This is a genomic window from Paenibacillus sp. FSL M7-0134, from assembly GCF_038007865.1.
Lineage (GTDB): Bacteria > Bacillota > Bacilli > Paenibacillales > Paenibacillaceae > Paenibacillus > Paenibacillus polymyxa_B.
Genome location: NZ_JBBOXV010000002.1, coordinates 380,658 through 398,732, shown reverse-complemented (window position 1 = coordinate 398,732; position 18,075 = coordinate 380,658). Strand labels below are relative to the sequence as shown.

The window sequence follows — 18,075 nt, the reverse complement described above, 5'->3', positions numbered from 1 at the left end:
ACCTCTCTTCCACTTTTTATCATTACAGATATGAGGATTTGCAAAATTCTCATATCTCAAATTTCAACAGAAAACAGCAGCAGATGCTACCGTAAATTTTTAACAGCACTGGTCGCCAGAAAATCACAGCGATTATTCAGTTCATTGTCACTGTGCCCCTTAACCTTCACATATTCAACCTCATGCTTACCCATCAGTTCCCACAGTTCTTCCCATAGTTCCTTGTTCTCCACTGGCTGATTTTTACTGTTGCGCCAGCCATTACGAAGCCAGTTCTTAATCCAGCCCTGTTTGAAGCAATTGACCACATAGGCAGAGTCACTATGTACTTTCACATGGCAAGGCTCCTTGAGCAGCTTCAGTGCTTCAATCACGGACTTGATCTCCATACGGTTGTTTGTCGTCATTTTCTCGGCACCCGACAGCTCCTTACGATGTTCCCCATACAGCAAAACAATCCCCCAGCCCCCAGGACCGGGATTTCCCGAACAAGCACCGTCGGTATATACCATCACTTCTTTCATCATCCTCTTCCTTTCCTCATCGGTAACCGCCTGCTCCGTCATGGTCCTGATCGGTTCGGACGTGTTCCGCATTAATTTCAGACTTTAGTTGCTCTATAGCCATTTCCACTCAGATATCGGCCAAAATATAAATTCTGCACGTCCCAGTAAATCTTGAGATTTAATGCTTCCAAAATAGCGGCTATCCTTGCTCGCTGCAATATGGCGATTATCTCCCATGACAAAAAAGTGCTCCGGCTCCACCGTAAAAGGACCATAATCACCATCCTCCACGTCAGAGTTGGTGTAGGGTTCATTTAGCAGTTCACCGTTCACATACAAATGATTATGTTCAACTCGGATTACATCTCCGGGAATACCTATGACTCTTTTCACTAAAAATCTTGGGCTCGACAGCTTGGAATCGGGATCTTTTAAAATCACAATGTCCCCCCTGCCCGGATCATGAAAATTATAAACCAGCTTGTTGACGAATAAATGCTGGCTTTCCATTAGCGTCGGCTGCATCGAATGTCCTCTGACCGTGGACAAGTTAAATACAAACAGGTTCAGAAGCAGCAAGACGACCATGGCAATCAGAAGGGTGACTAACCAATCGCGTATGTAACCAGAGCGACCTGCTGGTTTGGACGTTTCCGGCGAGGGAAGTGGGCCTGACGAAGGAGCCAAAGCGTCCATAATTAAACCTCCTCAACCCTGTTATAAATAGAAAAGCATATCCCGTACCCGATTGCAACGGTTACTCAGATATGCTCTAAATGTAAATATTATACTTAATGTTATTCAATTCTCTTTATTTCGATTCCCGATTAATGAGGCGCCAAAATACTCAGCTTCTGAAAAGCCTGTAAAATCTGGCTTGCTCCATAGCCCATCGCTTCGTACAAAGGCATGGCCGCACTGTTATGCTTGTCCCCTGCTACCCAAATACGGCTAACCTTACGTTGCTGAAAACGCTGCTCCATGGATTCCACAAGCGATTTGCCGATTCCCATCCGACGACGATCCGGATGAATAGCGATACGATAGTAACAACCATCATTCTGATCGATCGTGCCGATCAAAGCACCAACGATCTCACCCTCTTCTTCTGCAACGATGATCAAACCGGAATCCCACGAAAGCTGACGGGCAAACGCACTCACCGTCTCTTTGTAGCACTCCTCTGACAAGGCAATTTGCATGAGTTCCGTTACTGAGTTCACATCACTTAATTGAAAGGAACGAACGTGCATAAGTAATATCTCCCTTTTCGTAAGCATAATAAAAAAATTGAGACAGCACCGTCATTTTTACATAAATCCTTAAATTTCTTATCATGGTGTTAATCACAAGGCATTATGATAAAAATGCATACGATCTGCTATATATGAAATGAAGAACAGGAAAAGGGTGTATGCCCTCAAGTTCGTCATGTCATAGACATGACAGATTATAGCAGACGACAAAAAAGCCGAAATTTCTGCTTCCTTGACCATTAAACCATACTTTTTGATGGAATACATCCCTTTTTCTCATGTAAGCGCTGTATATAAAGCGTTTACATTTCAATGTTCACAATTTACCTCTTATTACCTAGGTATTATGTATTCAAATCGGGTTTTTGGACATGCTAGCTACCAGGCCGTATTGCCCAGTTTGCTATTTTACAAACAAAAATGTTGATTAAATAGGCTGAATGCGGTTTAATATAACTGTCGAGGGTATTATTACATAGGAACACTTACCCAACCATATAACCAGGAGGGATTTTACTATGGCATTTCAATTACCAGAACTTCCTTACGCAAAAGACGCACTGGAACCGCACATTGATGCACTGACAGTAGAAATTCACCATGATCGTCACCATAACACATATGTAACGAACTTAAACGCAGCTCTGGAGAGCGCTCCTGAACTGCAAAGCAAAAGCCTGGAGGATCTGATCTCCAATCTGGACAGCGTTCCTGAAAGCATCCGCACTGCGGTTCGCAACAACGGTGGTGGACACCACAACCACAGCCTGTTCTGGGAAGTTATCGGTCCTAACGGCGGTGGACAACCGACAGGTGCTATTGCTGAAGCAATCAGCAACGAGCTGGGCGGCTACGACAAATTTAAAGAAGACTTCACTAAAGCAGCTACAACACGTTTTGGTAGCGGCTGGGCTTGGTTGGTTGTCGGCAAAGACGGCAAACTGGCGATCACTAGCACTCCAAACCAGGATAGCCCGCTGTCTGAAGGTCTGACTCCGGTACTTGGATTGGACGTTTGGGAGCATGCTTACTACCTGAAATATCAAAACAAACGCCCAGACTACATTGCAGCATTCTACAATGTAATCAACTGGGATGAAGTAAACAAACGTTACGCGGCTGCAAAGAAATAAGCCAGTAACAACATCTCTATCCTATAATAAAGGGCTGTCTCAAAAGTAGATTTTCTACGAATGAGACAGCCCTTTTGGCATTCCATGGTAAACTGGTGGAGATGATTCTCAAATACAGCTCTGGAGGTTGATGGATGCAGACTTTTTTTCGTTACAACTGGATGATTCGGGAACAATGGTACCGCTGGTGTGAAGAGGTGTCGCAGGAGGAATTACTGAAACAACGCGTCGGCGGAGTCGGCAGCATTCTAAAGACACTCTTTCATATCGTTGATGTGGAGTGGAGCTGGATTCAAACGATTCAGGGCAAACCCGACTTTCAGGAGGACTTCTCTCTGTATGATACGCTCGACAAAGTCCGTGAGCTGGATGCAAAGTTTCGACTCGATGTCGAGCCGTTCGTGCTCGCCTGGCATGATGGTCTGGAACGGAAAAGGTTTGAAGATCACCTCCCGGACGGCAGGATTGTAATTGATGCCTGGGGCGAGGTGATGCGTCATGTCATCGCCCACCAAATCCACCATATTGGGCAGTTGTCCATATGGTCTCGGGAGCTAGGCAAGCCTCCGGTTTCGGCCAATGTAATCGGCAAAGGGCTGATTGAAAGCGATGGTGGCATCGATTAGCTTTAACGAACATACAAGTATATTCATGTGACTCAGAGCCGTCCTCGGTCTTTTTTAACGACTGAGGACGGCTCTTTTACTTTTTCATCTATACTCTCTTGTCCATTCCACGCATATTCTCTTCTTTTAACCGTTTTCATAAAGCCTGATTGTAACTGATTAAGTTATTCAACTTATCAATACTCTCTTGGTTCAGAGTGTTGACCTCTTGCTCTTGATAGCACCGTAAGCCAATGTAAATAATGCTCCACATAACAGGGCAATAAGATGAGCGATAAGATAATTCATATGACCATGGTTCTCTGACGCTGCAATTGCAAAGCCAGGAAGAGCCGTGGTTCCGAATCCTATGGCTGTCAGCTTGCTTAAATATACATATGCTCCCGCAATCATTCCTCCAAGGCATCCAGCAATCAGGGGGAATTTATACTTTAAAGTGACCCCGAAGATCGCTGGTTCGGAGATTCCAAAAAGTACAGACCCGAATGCAGAGTAACCCATTTCTTTAACCTTGGTGTCTTTGCGATTCAAAAGAATATACCCCAAAACGGCGCCCCCTTGAGCCATCAAAGCTACTGATGCCAATGGGTTGATAAAATTTCTGCCTGTATCGGTTAGCAGCTGCGCTTCTACCGCACCCATAACATGATGTAAGCCTGTAATAACAATGATCTGCTGAATGCCTGCAAAAAACATAAAACCGAATATCCCAAGGTTTTGCGTCATCCAAAGCAGCGAAACGGTGACCAGACTGGCTAGCTCTCGCCCAAGAGGGCCGATAATCGTAAACAATAGCAGGGAAGAAATAAAGACCGTCAGCAACGGAGCCAAAAATAGTTTAATCATGTCTGGAACCTTTTTGTTAAAAAACTGATCCAACTTGGCTACCACATATCCCATCATTAGAGCAATAATAATACCGCCCTGAAATCCAACCAACTGTACGGGAAGGCCGAAAAGACTGATCGATTCCGGATTTTGACTTCCTTTAGCTACCTCAAAAGCATCTGCCAGTGCCGGATGAAGCATAATCGCACCCAGCACAAGCCCCAGAATAGGACGACCGCCGTATCTCTTGGTTGCGGAATAAACAACAAGCAGCGGCAGGATTGTAAAAATACCCGTGGAAACGATTTGAACAAAGCGATTGATCCCTTGAAAAATTGGATACATCTCCACAATCGACTTAGGACCAAATAACCCCTTCTGACCTAACAGCCCGGTTATCCCCATTAACAATGCGGCAGCAAGAATTCCCGGCATGATCTCAATGAAGACATCTGACAGCGATTTAATGGCCTTTTGAAAAGGATTTTGCTTTTGTGCGGACTTCGATTTGACATCACTTAATGACATATCTTCTGTTCCGGTCAGTTTGGAGAACACGGCATAGATGTTATTGACCAACCCTGCTCCAAAAATGATCTGCAGTTGGTCCCCCGCTATGAAAACGCCTTTAACCAGATCAATATCTTCAATCTTTTTTAATTCCGCTTTTTCATTGTCCTCAAGTACAATTCTTAATCTTGTGGCACAATGGGCCACACCGATAATGTTCTCTTCACCACCGATATATTTTAAAATTTCTTGAGAAATTTGCTTATACTGCTTTTCTTTTGCTTCCATCTAGTAAAACCTCCTCTAGCTGAGTCAGATGTCTTCTTTAACAAATCTCCAGAACATGCCTAAAAAGTCCTGCTTTACCCTGGCAAGCGTTATGCCGACATGCATTAATTCATCACCGCCGAACAGCTCACCGGTTTCTACATTTCTATAAACGTAGTCTGGATTCAGACCTTTGAATTTTAATGTTTTAATCGCGGCAGCAGGTTGGGATAAAATCTTGAAATAGCTGGCCGCCATTTCCATTTGATCCTCTGATACAAAGCTCCATGCGGCTTCATTTTCATCAAACGGATTAATTATTCTGTAAAACTTCCCAAATTGAATGAGCGATCTCATTTCTTTATATAGAGCTATCTGTTTTTTTACTATTTCTTTTTCCTCAACGGTTAATGTCGTCAAATCTAGCTCATATCCAAAATTCCCGGCCATGGCGACATAACCTCTTGTCTCCAAGGGAGTTATTCTGCCCACTTGATGGTTGGGTACTGTGGAGACGTGTGCCCCCATGGTAACTGGAGGGTAGACAAGACTTGTTCCCCATTGAATTTTCAGTCGGCAAATGGCATCCGTATTGTCACTCGTCCAGGTCTGAGGCATGTAATAGAGCATACCGGCATCAAAACGACCTCCTCCACTAGAACAGCTCTCGAATAAGACATGGGGAAACTTTGATGTAAGCTCTTCCATAATATTATAGAGTCCCAGGATATAACGATGCGCCGTCTCCCTTTGTCTCTCAGGCGGCAAGGCTGCCGAACCCACATCCGTCATGTGACGATTCATGTCCCATTTTACATAAGTAATTGGAACGTCCGATAAAATATCGGAAACCGACTTAATAATGTACTCACACACTTCCTTCCTCGATAAATCCAACATCAGTTGATTTCTTCCCAACGTATACGGACGATCAGGGACATGGATACACCAATCTGAATGCTTTCTGTATAAATCGCTGTCTATGGATACCATTTCAGGTTCAAACCACAAACCAAACTCCATACCCAGATTTCGTATGCGGTTTGCAAGATCCGGCAATCCATCTGGAAGTTTGCGACGATCCACCACCCAATCGCCTAATGAAGTATTGTCATCATCCCGTTTTCCAAACCACCCATCATCCAGTACAAACAGCTCCACTCCTACACTTTGAGCCTCCTTCGCCAACTGCTCAATCTTGTCGGCATCAAAGTTAAAGTAGGTGGCTTCCCAGTTATTAATCAGGATCGGCCGCTCCTTGTCACGAAAAGGCCCACGACATAATCTGCTCCTGTATAATTCATGATAAATTCTTGACATGCCGCCCAATCCATTTTCGGTGTATACCATGACCACTTCTGGCGTTTGGAAGGATTCCTCCGGTTCAAGCAGCCATGTAAAATCAAAAGGATTAATCCCCATCGCGACTCTTGTGTTCCGATAGGAATCTACCTGAGCCTGTGCCGTAAAGTTCCCGCTGTACACCAGATTAAAGGCGTACACTTCACCCTGTTCTTCATCTGTTCCTTCTCTTACAAGTGCCATAAAGGGTGCCTGTTGAGGGCTGCTGGCTCCACGGCAGCTGTCTACCATTTGAATTCCGGGTAAAATTTTTCGCCTTGCTATATTTTTTTCATTATTATGCGCACCGTACAAGGTAATTAGTTCGTATTCATCATCACGAAAATCCACACTAGCACTTAACGCTTTAAGCAGTTTTAACTGCTGCCGACCTTCATTATCGAACCGGACTGAACGGGTGATGACATCCCACTTTTGATATAGGCTATAGGATAGTACAATCTTTACATCAATTAATGGGTCTTCAAGGACGATTTCCAGAGTTTCTACTTCGCCATCATCCTCTGCATAAGTAGAAGGAAGCCCTTTCAATTTGGGCTTGCCTTGGTAAACCTGATGTTCTTTATACCGAAAGTCTGTCACGGTAGAACCATTCTCCAATTGAAGCTGATACGCAGGAATCCTGAAATCACTATTTCCAAATGACGGATATTCTTGTGGGATGGTATCCAGTGAAAAGGTTCGATCCTCACCATCCGGATTGGGTGAAAATCCTCTATCCATAAAGATGATCTTATTGCTTCCCCGATAGTTCTGAATTTTCTTTCCCCAATACAGATGGGCTAAATAACCATCTCGTATAACCTGCATGACATAACTCGTATTGCTGCCTTGTAAATGGAATAAAAGATTCTCTTTATCGATGTGTATAGTCATAGCAACCCCCTTATAGCGCCAATAGTACGTTTTTTCAAAATTATAAATTATGTTGTTTTCTTATTGTTTACATCCTAATAATAATTGAATAGTTTTAATAATTATATGGAATAATGTAGACTCTATATGAAACGGTGTGATAATATACAGAGATGAATTAAGGGGTGAAAACAAATGAGTTCGCACTTTTCCAATCATTCCTATAACAACCTGGATCTCAATTTATACACATGTGGCAAAGAAAGCTGTACCAGCAAGCACTCTTATGGTCCAGCCATTCGAAGCGGGTATATGGTGCATTATATTTTAAAAGGAAAAGGGATCTTTAAAGTCAACGATAAAATCTATCATTTGGAGAAAAACGATGCTTTCTTCATTGAGCCGAAGGTTTTAATTTACTACGAAGCGGACGAAGTCGAACCATGGGAATATGCCTGGATTGGTTTTAATGGGGTGCAAGCAAAAGAATATCTAAGCCGTACCTGTATCAATAGGGACAATCCCATTTTCCGGTTTGAAGCGGAGGGTAGCCTTGCCCGCTGTATGGAGAGCATCGTCGTTTCTTCTACACTGAAATCCAACAAAGACCTGCTGCTTGCATCCAAGCTATATGAATTTCTGTATTTGATGTTTGAACATTACCCTAATCAGGAAGTCAACCATGAAGTAAGACAGCAGCGGTATATTAAAGAAGCGCTTCTCTTCATTCAGCAAAACTATTCACACTTCATTACCGTAAGTGACATTGCCAAGTACATTTCAATTGACCGTTCGTATTTGCATCGTTTATTTAAACAGCAACTAAATAAGTCACCGCAGGAATTTTTATTACATTTGAGGATTGAAAAATCGTGCTCCCTATTAAGAAATACTTCCCTTAAAATCGGAGATATTGCGCGGTCTGTAGGGTATAAAGATGTACTCCTATTCTCCAAAATGTTCAAAACGGTCAACAAGGTGACTCCATCCGAATACCGAAAAAATCCCCAAAAATAACACGCTTCGTTCGCAATTAAATTAGGCATATTCATTCCAAAAACAGAAAAATAGCGGCAGTATGGATCAACCTCATGTCCATACTGCCGCTATTTTTTTAACTACCCTCTTTTATGGGCAAAACCTTTAGTTTGACCATTAGTTCTCTTTTTGCTTCGCATAATACTCGGTGATCAGATCAAGGAACACCTTGGGAAATGCCAAGGTGGCCATATCCGCCTCGCTGATCCAGCGGTACCCCGCTGGCAGCGCATTGCGCGTGTGCTCCGCCTGCTCAGCCAGCGTAATCAATGCACCCGGCTTCGCTCCGGTGCTGTAGCTGGCCCGCTGTTCGGCAGCCAGCGGATGTCCTCCCGCCTCTCCGGCAGGGGCGGCGACCTCTTCACACTGGAACACACGCAGGTTCCAGTGAATGTGGCTGAACGTGTGCTCCGCCTCACGTACAAACCGCACCGGGCGCGCAAGCACGCCCTCTGCCAGCAAATGAGCCGCCAGATGGTCCATGGCGGGCTCATCCGGCACCGGGCCGTTGTAGCCCTCCGGCCCGGCAAGCTCATGCGGCAGCTCCCACATGCGGGCCAACAGGCCCTTGGCCGGGCGCTGCCGTACGAGCAAGCGGCCGGCGTTCGCTCCGCTGCCCTCGATGAGAGCGACGGAGCGCGGCTCCAGCCGCGGCGGCTTCGCCTTGGTCTTGACTGGCAGTGTCTCCTCGCGACCTGCCAATCTGCCCGAGCAATGCTCCATGACCGGGCAGGTCAGACAATGAGGCGACTTCGGCGTGCAGACCAGCGCCCCCAGCTCCATCAGAGCCTGATTAAAATCAGAGGCTCTTCCTTCGGGAATCAGCTCCCGTACCAGACTTTCCATATGCGCCCGCGTGCTACCCTTCATAATATCCTCTTCAATGAGAAAATAACGCGACAGCACACGCATCACATTCCCGTCCACAGCAGGCTCTGGTCGGTTAAAGGCGATACTCATAATCGCCCCCGTCGTATACGGGCCTACTCCTTTCAGTGCAGCGACAGCTTGTGTATCATCCGGTACCTGCCCGCCGTGAAGCTCAACTACTTGTTTTGCCGCAGTTTGCAAATTCCGGGCCCGCGAATAATAACCCAGCCCTTCCCACAGCTTAAGCACATCCTCTTCGGGTGCTTCCGCCAGTGCTTCAATTGTAGGAAAACGTGCAATAAAGCGATTAAAATACGGAATGACCGTATCCACACGCGTCTGCTGAAGCATAATTTCCGAGATCCAGATATAAAAAGGATTCCGATGGCGGCGCCACGGCAAATCGCGTTTGTTACGTGTATACCAATTCAACAGTTCAAAGCTGAAATAACGCTTTTGTTCCAATGTATTTGTAGTCATCACATCACATCTCCTTATATTCGACAATCACAAAAGCAGAGGCAATGTTAGGCTGATGTGTAATACTCAAGTGAATGCTGTAATTCGAGTCACCTGTAGACGGCAACCTCAGTCTATCCCACGCGGATGAAGACAAATAAACTACTGGCTTCCCCCCAGGTTCCGGTAAAATATCCATATCGCCGAACCCGATGATTTGCCCAATTCCACAACCGAAGGCTTTCGTTATCGCTTCCTTGGCGGCAAAGCGCCCTGCTACGAACTCCGTTAGTCTACCCTTGCGTTCCACAGCAAGCTCACGTTCTGCCGGGGTCAGCACACGATTCAAAAACGAATCTGCATATTTACCTGCCAAAATATTAGCCATACGGCTTATTTCCAGCACATCATGTCCAATTCCGTAGATCATTTGGGTATTCCCCGTCCTTTTTACTTTACTGGATCTATTGTAACAGTGCGTCCACACCCTGGCGAGTCACAAAAGCGTAAAAACGGCACCAAAATATGTTAAAATAAGAAAGGCTACAGGTGAATGTTTTGAAATTCAGCTGATATGCCCATTTAAAAAAATTCCCGTAGAAAGGAAGGATAGGATGTCAGAAACCATTATTGTTGAAGCAGGAACAGATGCGGTGATCCGGGCTTCCTGGTTTCCCGCTAAAAATACAGCCAAAAGCCTGCTCATCATCGCTCACGGCTACAAAGGATTTAAGGATTGGGGCATGTTCCCCTATATAGCAGAAGCATTGAGTATGGATAACCATGTTGTGACCTTCAACTTTTCACATAATGGCATAGGTGAGGATCTAGAGAATTTTACCGAGCTGGAAAAGTTCGCACGCAACACCAATAGCCGCGAACAAGAGGATTTGGAACTATTGCTATCCAATCTGAGAGCACGTCATGAGTTCAGAGAATTGCCGTTGTTTCTGTTAGGACATAGCCGAGGCGCGGGGAGCTGCTTTGTATATGCTCTAGATCATCCCGGTGAGATTGCTGGCGTCATTTCATGGAATGGCGTGACAGATCTTGATCTGTTTACTTTACCGCAAAAAGAAGAAATGCGCGCCAAGGGGCGCAGCTATGTGGAAAACGCCAGAACCGGACAACAGCTTCCGCTGGATGCTGTCATTCTGGAAGACCTGGAACAAAATCGCCAGCGTTTTGCCATTGTAGACAGACTTGCCAACAGTCAGCTCCCAGCTGTACTGATCCAGGGAACCGAAGATTCCAAACGTCTACGGGAAGGCTCTGCCCAGCTCACATCCGTTCGTCCCGACATCGAATGGGTACAAATTCAAGGCGGAACTCATACCTTTAATACCGTTCATCCATTCCAGGGAGGCAGTCTTCCGCTCGATCAAGCGATTACCGAAACTCGCCGCTTCATTGAGTGGATCGCCAATTAATTATTGCCCCTTCAATACAAACGGCGATCCGCCGGGCGGATCGCCGCATTTATTTACTTCAGGATTTTGCAAAATTCGATTCCATTCGCTCCAAGTGCAATATATAGACGAACTAGACCATTTCGATCTATATATTATTTATTGAAAATCGCTTATTGGATTTTTGCAAAATCCTCACTTGAGCATTTTACAATTCCATAATGATTAATGCTTACACTCCTGGGATGCTTGTCCGCTTATGCGCTGTACGTGTAAAGAAGCTTTCCAGCTTTTCGCGTGCCGCGGGGTCAATTTCCTTGCCTTCTAGGTAGTCGCTGTTTGCTTCGTAGGAGATCCCCAGTTCTTTTTCATCCGTCTGGCCTTCCCACAATCCTGCTGTAGGCGCTTTGTCCAAAATGGCCTGCGGAACTCCGAGATAGCTGGCCAGCAAGCGCACCTGACGTTTGTTAAGCGTGCTAAGTGGCGTAATATCGACCGCTCCATCGCCCCATTTGGTATAAAAGCCTGTGATGGCTTCTGAAGCGTGATCTGTGCCAACGACGAGCAGATTCAGCTCATTCGCGAGTGCGTACTGAACCACCATACGTGTTCTTGCCTTTACATTCCCTCTCACTTGCGGAGTAATGGAACGCTCCAGACCGATATCCTTTAACGTATGCTCCACTTCCACGGCAACCTTGTCCACGGCTTCCTTAATGTTCGTTTCCCCAGCATATTTCAGGTCGAACGCTTTGGCTACCGCGTAGCTATGCTCGATATCTTCCTGTTGGCCATATGGCTGGAATACACCCAGCGTTTTGTATTCGTCCCCTTGCTCCTGCGTCAATTCATCTGTAGCCCGCTTGCACAAAGCGGCTGCTACGGCACTGTCAATCCCGCCACTGATGGCGATCAACAGCCCTTTGCTTCCCGTTTTCGTTACATACGACTTGAGGAAATCCACACGCTTACGGACCTCCGCTTCTACGTTAATCGTAGGCTGTACTCCCAATTCAGCAATAATCTGTTCCTGCAAACTCATCAGATAAGCACCTCTTTTTTAGGAATTTCCTTCACAAGCCAACATGCAAAAGCCCCGGCAAGTTTCGCAGGCGAAAAATGCGGGGCATAGCTTGAGCAGTCTTACCGGCAAAAACGATCAAATGCACTGGTCAAATCAGCAGCGATCTGATCTGCCGAACGATCCTCCACCTGATGACGCTCGATGAAGTGAACCAGCTCGCCGTCTTTCAACAGCGCGATAGAAGGGGAAGACGGTGGATAAGGTGCGAAAAATTCGCGAGCCTTTGCTGTTGCTTCCTTGTCCTGTCCGGCAAAAACCGAATACAGATGATCTGGCGTAAGATCATGCTTCAGTGCTTCAGCCACACCTGGGCGGCACTGGCCTGCGGCACAACCACATACCGAGTTCACAACAACCAGCACTGTACCTTTAGCATTAGGCAGCTTGGCCTCCACATCTTCAGAAGTACGCAGTTCCTGAATCCCAAGATTCGTCAGTTCATCGCGCATTGGCTGAACTGAATCTCTCATATATTGATCGAAAGACATAGACATATTCTTTCACTCCTTTTCCAAAAATCATGTATACTACGTTTCTAATTTCATCCTTTGCCGTAGTAAAGGCATGGACATCTAAACTTCATTATACAATCTTTTTCACGTAATTTGCAAAAATCCGGCTATATATTTGCACGATTATTTCTGTATCGAATTCATGACAGGAAACTCAGAATGATCCCGGTAAGTCGGAACGGTTCTGCGCAATCGAACTTTAAACTGCGTGCCCATTCCCTCCACCGAATCTACGGCAATTGTACCGTGATGACGCTCCACTATACTTTGACATAAGGCCAGACCCAGACCTGTACCTTTCGTTTTGGTCGTGTAAAAAGGTTGGAACAGCTTTTCAAGCTGCTTTTGCGGAATTCCCGGACCTGTATCCTTTACTTCCATTTCCACGAAATCCCCTTCCTCATGAGTCGAAATGGTCAGCACTCCCTTTTCCCCCATAGCTTCCATCGCATTACGCGATAAATTAAGCAGCAATTGCTTCATTTCCTTAGGGTTCAAATGCAGCATCGTCACATGATCCTCTAACTTTAGCTCAATCGTCTGTCCCCTCAGATTCGCATCTGCCCACAATAAAGGCGTCAGTTCGCGAATAATATCATGCAGATGACATTGCTCCTTCTCAACAATTCGATTCTGGGCCAGTGAAAGAAAATCGTTAATAATCCCGTTCGCCCGGTCAAGTTCCTCCATCACAATGCGGTAATAATGGTTGAGGGATTCTGGGCTTTTCTCACGCATAAGCTGTAAAAAACCACGCACAACCGCCATCGGATTACGTATTTCATGAGTAATGCCTGCTGCCATCTGTCCAACCAGACTGAGCCTTTCAAAATTACCCAGCTCACTGCGCAGCGTCTCCAGCTCTGTAATATCTTGCAAGGCGATAATGACACCTGTCGTTTGGTTTGCATGTTTATCCCGAATAGGAAGGAAACTTGAGAAGAATACTTTGGGGGTAACATTTATAAAATCAGCCCCCGCCTCTCCTTCCAACGCTTTCGCAACTCGTTCGTTAACCGCAGGCAAAGCGCTAAAACCATATAACGAGGTGAATGGACGACCTACTACCTCAGGCAGCGTAATGTAGGGATCGTAGTCCCGATAGAGTTCCAGCATCGTTTTGTTCATATGTATAACTCGTTCTTCGCTGTCCAAAGTAACAAGAGATAACGGCATCAAATCCATAACTTGACGCAGCTTATCCACTTCAATTAAATATTTGCTCGTAAACTCAGTCACATCACGCCGTAACGTCAGCTTCTCAAAGGCATTATGCATCAGGCTCACGACCGTAAAACTTGCCAGTACCCCTGCACCAATATTCCAAAACGTTGTAAGTAAGTCAGGAATGTATACCGCAATATCCTGTTTGCCCCACAGTAGCGGAAATATCGCCTTAAACAGCATATCAGCCACAACATATGCGGAGATCAGGAGCTTTTTGTCCAACATTGTTCCTCTTTGAAAAAACTTGACATGCAGGAGCATAAAAGGAAAAAGGATAAAACCCGTGCCCACGTACATCGGGGACATTTCTGTTGACTGGGCTATAATTAGGACTCCCATCAGTGCGGAAGCGGCGAGCACGAAGGCAGTGCGACGTCTACCGTACATGATGCCAACTGCAAGGGGAATAATACCGAGATTGGAAGGTAGACCATATGGAGACTGATATTGAAAGAGTGTACATAACAATATGGCTGGCAAGCAACACAAGTACAGTATTCCTTGATTGGGTCCAGGAAGCAGTTTGCCACCCCAAACCTTTTTCTTATCCCCATAATCCGTTAATATAGAGAAAAAACCCGCCGATATAACGGCAAGGAGAACTTGGAGCACACTTTCCTTCAACGCAATTAACAAGGACTTCTCCCCCTCATCATCTTTCCTTGACGCCGTTAGTTGAATTAAAGCACAGGCTACAATATATTACAATATATGTGTTAAAATCCCGGTGTAGAACGACAAAATTTGCTAAATACTAGATGTTTATAAGAGGAGCGTTTTTACGCAATCCATATCCCTACAATTGAAAGATATACGCGTTACTGTACTCGAAAACTATCTAAAGTGACGGTATTACGTTATGATGAACAATCGGTTACACCGTTCTGAATGATTTTGAAAATTTGTCGACGAAAAGGAAGAGGTTAATGACTTACGACGTTATTGTGATCGGAGGCGGCTCAGCCGGATTAATGGCTGCTGCTGCTGCCAGCGGTGAAGGTGCCAAGGTGATTTTGCTGGAAAAGGGAAATAAACTCGGGCGTAAGCTGGGGATCTCTGGTGGAGGCCGTTGCAATGTCACGAATGCCAAAGAGCTGGACGAACTCATACGGCACATTCCCGGCAATGGCCGATTTCTGCACAGTGCACTGGCGGCTTTCGGCAATCGGGATATCATCGCCTTTTTTGAACAGTTGGGTATAGCCTTAAAGGAAGAAGACAACGGGCGTATGTTTCCAGTGACGGACAAAGCCAAAACAGTTGTCGATGCTTTGATCAACAAGGTACGCTCTCAAGGAGTCGAGATTCGGACAAGCAGTCCTGTTCAAGAGGTTATTTACACTGAAGGTCATACAGCTGGGGTGCGACTGCGTTCCGGTGAAATCCTACATAGCCGTAATGTCATTGTAGCCGTTGGTGGCAAATCCGTCCCGCATACAGGCTCGGAAGGTGACGGCTATGCATGGGCAGAACAAGCAGGGCATACCATTACGGAGCTGTATCCAACAGAGGTGCCGTTGACCTCAGGCGAGACGTTTATCCAGACGAAAGAGCTTCAGGGACTATCCTTACGCGACATCAGTCTGACCGTATGGAATGCGAAGCAAAAGAAAGTTGTCGTCCATGAAGGAGATATGATTTTTACACATTTTGGTCTATCTGGCCCGACTGCTTTGCGGTGCAGTCAGTTTGTCGTCAAGGGAATAAAAAAGGATAAGGTGAACACGGTGTTGTTGACTCTCGATTTGCAGCCTCACAAACATGCCGATGAAGTCTACCGTGAGACACTGGAATTGGCATCGGTCGATGCTAAAAAAGCGATCAAAAACGTGCTTAAGCCTTATTTACCGGAACGCTTAATTCCATTGTTGCTCCAGCAAGCCGAACTGCGTGAGGACTTGACCTATGATCATATTCCTAAGCAGCAGTGGCAAGAACTTGCTCATCGCATTAAGGCCTTTCCAATCCGTGTGAACGGTACGCTCTCTCTGAAGGAAGCATTTGTTACCGGGGGCGGTGTGAATTTGAAGGAAATTAATCCGAAAACAATGGAGTCCAAGCTGATGCCTGGATTGTTCTTCTGCGGTGAGATTCTCGATATTCACGGTTACACTGGAGGTTATAATATTACAGCGGCGTTTACGACAGGGCATACAGCAGGAACCCAAGCGGCCGTAAGCGATTAAGACGCTGCGCGTAGGATTTGATCTTACGATCGCTGTTGCTTCTCCAGATTCAAATCCTCCGCTGCGCTGCAAACCGCCATTACATCCGCATTCTTATAGGAAAAGTAGGAAGGAAATCAAAAAGACTTAAATCAGTCATGTTACTGATTTAAGCCTTTTTTTTAAAATGGCGTAAAGAACAAGCTCCATCTTGTTTTGACATTTGCCGCTATTTAAACCTCAATAATGATAGGTAAAATCATGGGTCTTCTCTTCGTCTGACTGTAAATAAACCGGCCAACATCATCTTTTAACATCTGCTTAATCAGTCCCCACTGACTCATTTCGATTTCGGTTAACTCGTTCACTGTGGACATAATCGTGTCGTGGATCTGGCTCATGAGCTCTTCGGAATCCTTAACATATACAAACCCTCTTGATATGACCTCTGGTGTTGCGAGCATTTGCTTCTCGTTTTTGCTCAACGTCATCACAATAATCAGCATTCCGTCTGATGAAAGCTTTTTACGGTCTCGCAGTACAATATTACCTACGTCCCCTGTGACCAACCCGTCTACCAAGCTATTGCCTGCTGCTACTTTGGGGCCTAGGGATGCCCTTCCCTCTTCGATTTGAACAGTGTCACCGTTATGGACGATAAATACATTCTCCATCGGAATTCCCACAGACTCCGCTAGCTGACGATGCTGATACAACATCCTGAATTCGCCGTGTATGGGAATTAAAAACTCGGGTTTCATCAGGGTCATCATTAATTTTAATTCTTCCTGGCTGCCATGACCGGACACGTGCATCCCTGTGGTGCTGCCTGATCCATAAATAACGTTGGCGCCCAGTACGTACAGGTTATCAATGACCTGGGAAAGATTCCGTTCATTCCCGGGTATGGCTCCTGCAGCAATGATTACAGTATCACCAGGCAAAATTTCGATTCTGGGATGCAGGGAATTGGCTAGACGGGACAGTGCAGCCATTGGCTCACCCTGACTTCCTGTACATAAAATAGCAATTTCTTCTGCAGGAAACCGTTCTGTTTCTCCCGCCTCAATCAACAAGTCCTCAGGCATGTGCAAGAAACCCAGCTCCTTAGCCACTGACACCACATTTATCATGCTGCGACCCAGTAGAACGAGTTTTCTGCCTGTTTCTACAGCCGCGTCAATGACTTGTTGGACACGGTTCACATTGGATGCAAACGTAGAAATAAATACTTGCTGTTTGGCTCTGGCAAAAGCATCCAAAATATGTCCGCCAACCAAACGTTCTGAAGGAGTAAATCCTGGCCTTTCGGCATTTGTACTTTCGGAGAGCAGCACTTTTACCCCCTTCTTTCCTATTTCAGCCATGCGATGAAGATCGGGGAAAGGTCCACTGACGGGAGACATATCGAATTTGAAATCCCCGGTATGGACCACATTTCCTTCCGGTGTCTGAAAAAAGACACCCAGGCAATCCGGGATACTGTGGACGGTAGTGAAAAAGGATGCCTGAATCGTTCCCGCTTGAACGGTTGAATCCGCATCTATAAGATGAAGCTCAGCATCACGTAAAAGGTTGTGCTCCCTTAACTTAATCTTAATTAATTCGATGGTGAGCTTTGTTCCATAAACGGGCATATTAATCTGCTTCAGCAGATAGGGAATACCTCCGATGTGATCCTCATGCCCATGAGTCACAATGAGCGCTCTGACTTTATCCTGATTTTCCAGCAGATAGGTGACATCCGGCACAATGAGGTCAATACCAGGCAAGTTCTCATCAGGAAACTTGGAACCACAATCGATAACGACAATATCCTGATCGTATTGGATAAAATACATGTTTTTCCCGATTTCATTAACACCGCCTAGAGCAGCAATGAGTAATCTATTATCAGCATGCATCAATTTTATTTCCTCCTTAGGAAAATGCTATCCATATTATTCATTTTCCACGTAAACTTATGCA

General features: G+C 45.5%; 16 protein-coding genes. 5 read left to right on the top strand and 11 right to left on the bottom strand.

What is annotated here, in order from left to right:
- Nucleotides 1-86 precede the first annotated feature (86 nt).
- From rnhA to NSQ58_RS17505, 3 genes are all read right to left on the bottom strand, one after another.
- Nucleotides 87-524 carry a ribonuclease HI gene (gene rnhA, locus NSQ58_RS17515; RefSeq protein ID WP_023986996.1) on the bottom strand — a complete coding sequence of 146 codons (438 nt, stop codon included), beginning with the start codon at nt 522-524 and terminating at the stop codon, nt 87-89.
- Nucleotides 525-617: 93 nt separating this feature from the next.
- Nucleotides 618-1,202, bottom strand: coding sequence for a signal peptidase I (gene lepB, locus NSQ58_RS17510; RefSeq protein ID WP_264454185.1), 585 nt, complete (start codon nt 1,200-1,202; stop codon nt 618-620).
- A gap of 131 nt (nt 1,203-1,333) precedes the next feature.
- Nucleotides 1,334-1,759: a GNAT family N-acetyltransferase gene (locus NSQ58_RS17505; protein ID WP_023986994.1), complete on the bottom strand. Its 426-nt coding sequence runs from the start codon at nt 1,757-1,759 to the stop codon at nt 1,334-1,336.
- Between the two features lie 521 nt (nt 1,760-2,280).
- Between NSQ58_RS17505 and NSQ58_RS17500 the strand changes: the two genes are divergently transcribed.
- Together NSQ58_RS17500 and NSQ58_RS17495 are read left to right on the top strand one after the other, a co-directional pair.
- The gene (locus NSQ58_RS17500; protein ID WP_023986992.1) at nt 2,281-2,895 is read left to right on the top strand and encodes a superoxide dismutase; all 615 of its coding nucleotides are present in this window, start codon (nt 2,281-2,283) and stop codon (nt 2,893-2,895) included.
- A gap of 134 nt (nt 2,896-3,029) precedes the next feature.
- Complete coding sequence (locus NSQ58_RS17495; RefSeq protein WP_028541012.1) at nt 3,030-3,521, top strand: DinB family protein; 492 nt, start codon at nt 3,030-3,032, stop codon at nt 3,519-3,521.
- Between the two features lie 192 nt (nt 3,522-3,713).
- Here the strand turns inward: NSQ58_RS17495 and NSQ58_RS17490 are convergent, their stop codons facing one another.
- Both NSQ58_RS17490 and NSQ58_RS17485 read right to left on the bottom strand, forming a co-directional pair.
- The gene (locus NSQ58_RS17490) at nt 3,714-5,147 is read right to left on the bottom strand and encodes a PTS transporter subunit EIIC (protein WP_053324633.1); all 1,434 of its coding nucleotides are present in this window, start codon (nt 5,145-5,147) and stop codon (nt 3,714-3,716) included.
- Nucleotides 5,148-5,171: 24 nt separating this feature from the next.
- The gene (locus tag NSQ58_RS17485) at nt 5,172-7,364 is read right to left on the bottom strand and encodes an alpha-galactosidase (RefSeq protein ID WP_341057932.1); all 2,193 of its coding nucleotides are present in this window, start codon (nt 7,362-7,364) and stop codon (nt 5,172-5,174) included.
- Between the two features lie 174 nt (nt 7,365-7,538).
- On the opposite strand from NSQ58_RS17485, the gene NSQ58_RS17480 reads away from it, so the two are divergent.
- Nucleotides 7,539-8,360, top strand: a complete 822-nt coding sequence (locus NSQ58_RS17480) for an AraC family transcriptional regulator (protein ID WP_341057930.1) — start codon at nt 7,539-7,541, stop codon at nt 8,358-8,360.
- Nucleotides 8,361-8,498: 138 nt separating this feature from the next.
- On the opposite strand, the gene mutY is transcribed toward NSQ58_RS17480, so the two are convergent.
- Both mutY and acpS read right to left on the bottom strand, forming a co-directional pair.
- A complete protein-coding gene (gene mutY / locus NSQ58_RS17475) occupies nt 8,499-9,731 on the bottom strand; it encodes an A/G-specific adenine glycosylase (protein ID WP_069080779.1) in 1,233 nt (410 codons plus the stop codon).
- 4 nt (nt 9,732-9,735) lie between these two features.
- A complete protein-coding gene (gene acpS / locus NSQ58_RS17470) occupies nt 9,736-10,140 on the bottom strand; it encodes a holo-ACP synthase (RefSeq protein ID WP_076295362.1) in 405 nt (134 codons plus the stop codon).
- A 184-nt stretch (nt 10,141-10,324) separates the two neighbouring features.
- On the opposite strand from acpS, the gene NSQ58_RS17465 reads away from it, so the two are divergent.
- Entirely contained in the window at nt 10,325-11,140 is an 816-nt protein-coding gene (locus NSQ58_RS17465; protein ID WP_341057928.1) for an alpha/beta hydrolase family protein, read from the top strand.
- Nucleotides 11,141-11,351: 211 nt separating this feature from the next.
- Here the strand turns inward: NSQ58_RS17465 and nadE are convergent, their stop codons facing one another.
- The 3 genes from nadE to NSQ58_RS17450 form a co-directional block, all read right to left on the bottom strand.
- Nucleotides 11,352-12,161, bottom strand: a complete 810-nt coding sequence (nadE, locus tag NSQ58_RS17460) for an ammonia-dependent NAD(+) synthetase (protein ID WP_025722646.1) — start codon at nt 12,159-12,161, stop codon at nt 11,352-11,354.
- Nucleotides 12,162-12,262: 101 nt separating this feature from the next.
- Nucleotides 12,263-12,697: a BrxA/BrxB family bacilliredoxin gene (locus NSQ58_RS17455; protein WP_023986978.1), complete on the bottom strand. Its 435-nt coding sequence runs from the start codon at nt 12,695-12,697 to the stop codon at nt 12,263-12,265.
- A gap of 141 nt (nt 12,698-12,838) precedes the next feature.
- The gene (locus tag NSQ58_RS17450; RefSeq protein WP_076295363.1) at nt 12,839-14,578 is read right to left on the bottom strand and encodes a two-component system sensor histidine kinase NtrB; all 1,740 of its coding nucleotides are present in this window, start codon (nt 14,576-14,578) and stop codon (nt 12,839-12,841) included.
- Nucleotides 14,579-14,868: 290 nt separating this feature from the next.
- On the opposite strand from NSQ58_RS17450, the gene NSQ58_RS17445 reads away from it, so the two are divergent.
- Nucleotides 14,869-16,128, top strand: coding sequence for a BaiN/RdsA family NAD(P)/FAD-dependent oxidoreductase (locus tag NSQ58_RS17445; RefSeq protein WP_069080782.1), 1,260 nt, complete (start codon nt 14,869-14,871; stop codon nt 16,126-16,128).
- Between the two features lie 212 nt (nt 16,129-16,340).
- On the opposite strand, the gene NSQ58_RS17440 is transcribed toward NSQ58_RS17445, so the two are convergent.
- A complete protein-coding gene (locus NSQ58_RS17440; RefSeq protein ID WP_028541023.1) occupies nt 16,341-18,011 on the bottom strand; it encodes a ribonuclease J in 1,671 nt (556 codons plus the stop codon).
- Nucleotides 18,012-18,075: the final 64 nt, after the last annotated feature.

Excerpts from the sequence above, each read along its gene's own strand:
- rnhA (WP_023986996.1), bottom strand. The coding sequence starts at position 524 with ATGAAAGAAGTGATGGTATATACCGACGGTGCTTGTTCGGGAAATCCC.
- lepB (WP_264454185.1), bottom strand. The coding sequence starts at position 1,202 with ATGGACGCTTTGGCTCCTTCGTCAGGCCCACTTCCCTCGCCGGAAACG.
- NSQ58_RS17505 (WP_023986994.1), bottom strand. The coding sequence starts at position 1,759 with ATGCACGTTCGTTCCTTTCAATTAAGTGATGTGAACTCAGTAACGGAA.
- NSQ58_RS17500 (WP_023986992.1), top strand. The coding sequence starts at position 2,281 with ATGGCATTTCAATTACCAGAACTTCCTTACGCAAAAGACGCACTGGAA.
- NSQ58_RS17495 (WP_028541012.1), top strand. The coding sequence starts at position 3,030 with ATGCAGACTTTTTTTCGTTACAACTGGATGATTCGGGAACAATGGTAC.
- NSQ58_RS17490 (WP_053324633.1), bottom strand. The coding sequence starts at position 5,147 with ATGGAAGCAAAAGAAAAGCAGTATAAGCAAATTTCTCAAGAAATTTTA.
- NSQ58_RS17485 (WP_341057932.1), bottom strand. The coding sequence starts at position 7,364 with ATGACTATACACATCGATAAAGAGAATCTTTTATTCCATTTACAAGGC.
- NSQ58_RS17480 (WP_341057930.1), top strand. The coding sequence starts at position 7,539 with ATGAGTTCGCACTTTTCCAATCATTCCTATAACAACCTGGATCTCAAT.
- mutY (WP_069080779.1), bottom strand. The coding sequence starts at position 9,731 with ATGACTACAAATACATTGGAACAAAAGCGTTATTTCAGCTTTGAACTG.
- acpS (WP_076295362.1), bottom strand. The coding sequence starts at position 10,140 with ATGATCTACGGAATTGGACATGATGTGCTGGAAATAAGCCGTATGGCT.
- NSQ58_RS17465 (WP_341057928.1), top strand. The coding sequence starts at position 10,325 with ATGTCAGAAACCATTATTGTTGAAGCAGGAACAGATGCGGTGATCCGG.
- nadE (WP_025722646.1), bottom strand. The coding sequence starts at position 12,161 with ATGAGTTTGCAGGAACAGATTATTGCTGAATTGGGAGTACAGCCTACG.
- NSQ58_RS17455 (WP_023986978.1), bottom strand. The coding sequence starts at position 12,697 with ATGTCTATGTCTTTCGATCAATATATGAGAGATTCAGTTCAGCCAATG.
- NSQ58_RS17445 (WP_069080782.1), top strand. The coding sequence starts at position 14,869 with ATGACTTACGACGTTATTGTGATCGGAGGCGGCTCAGCCGGATTAATG.
- NSQ58_RS17440 (WP_028541023.1), bottom strand. The coding sequence starts at position 18,011 with ATGCATGCTGATAATAGATTACTCATTGCTGCTCTAGGCGGTGTTAAT.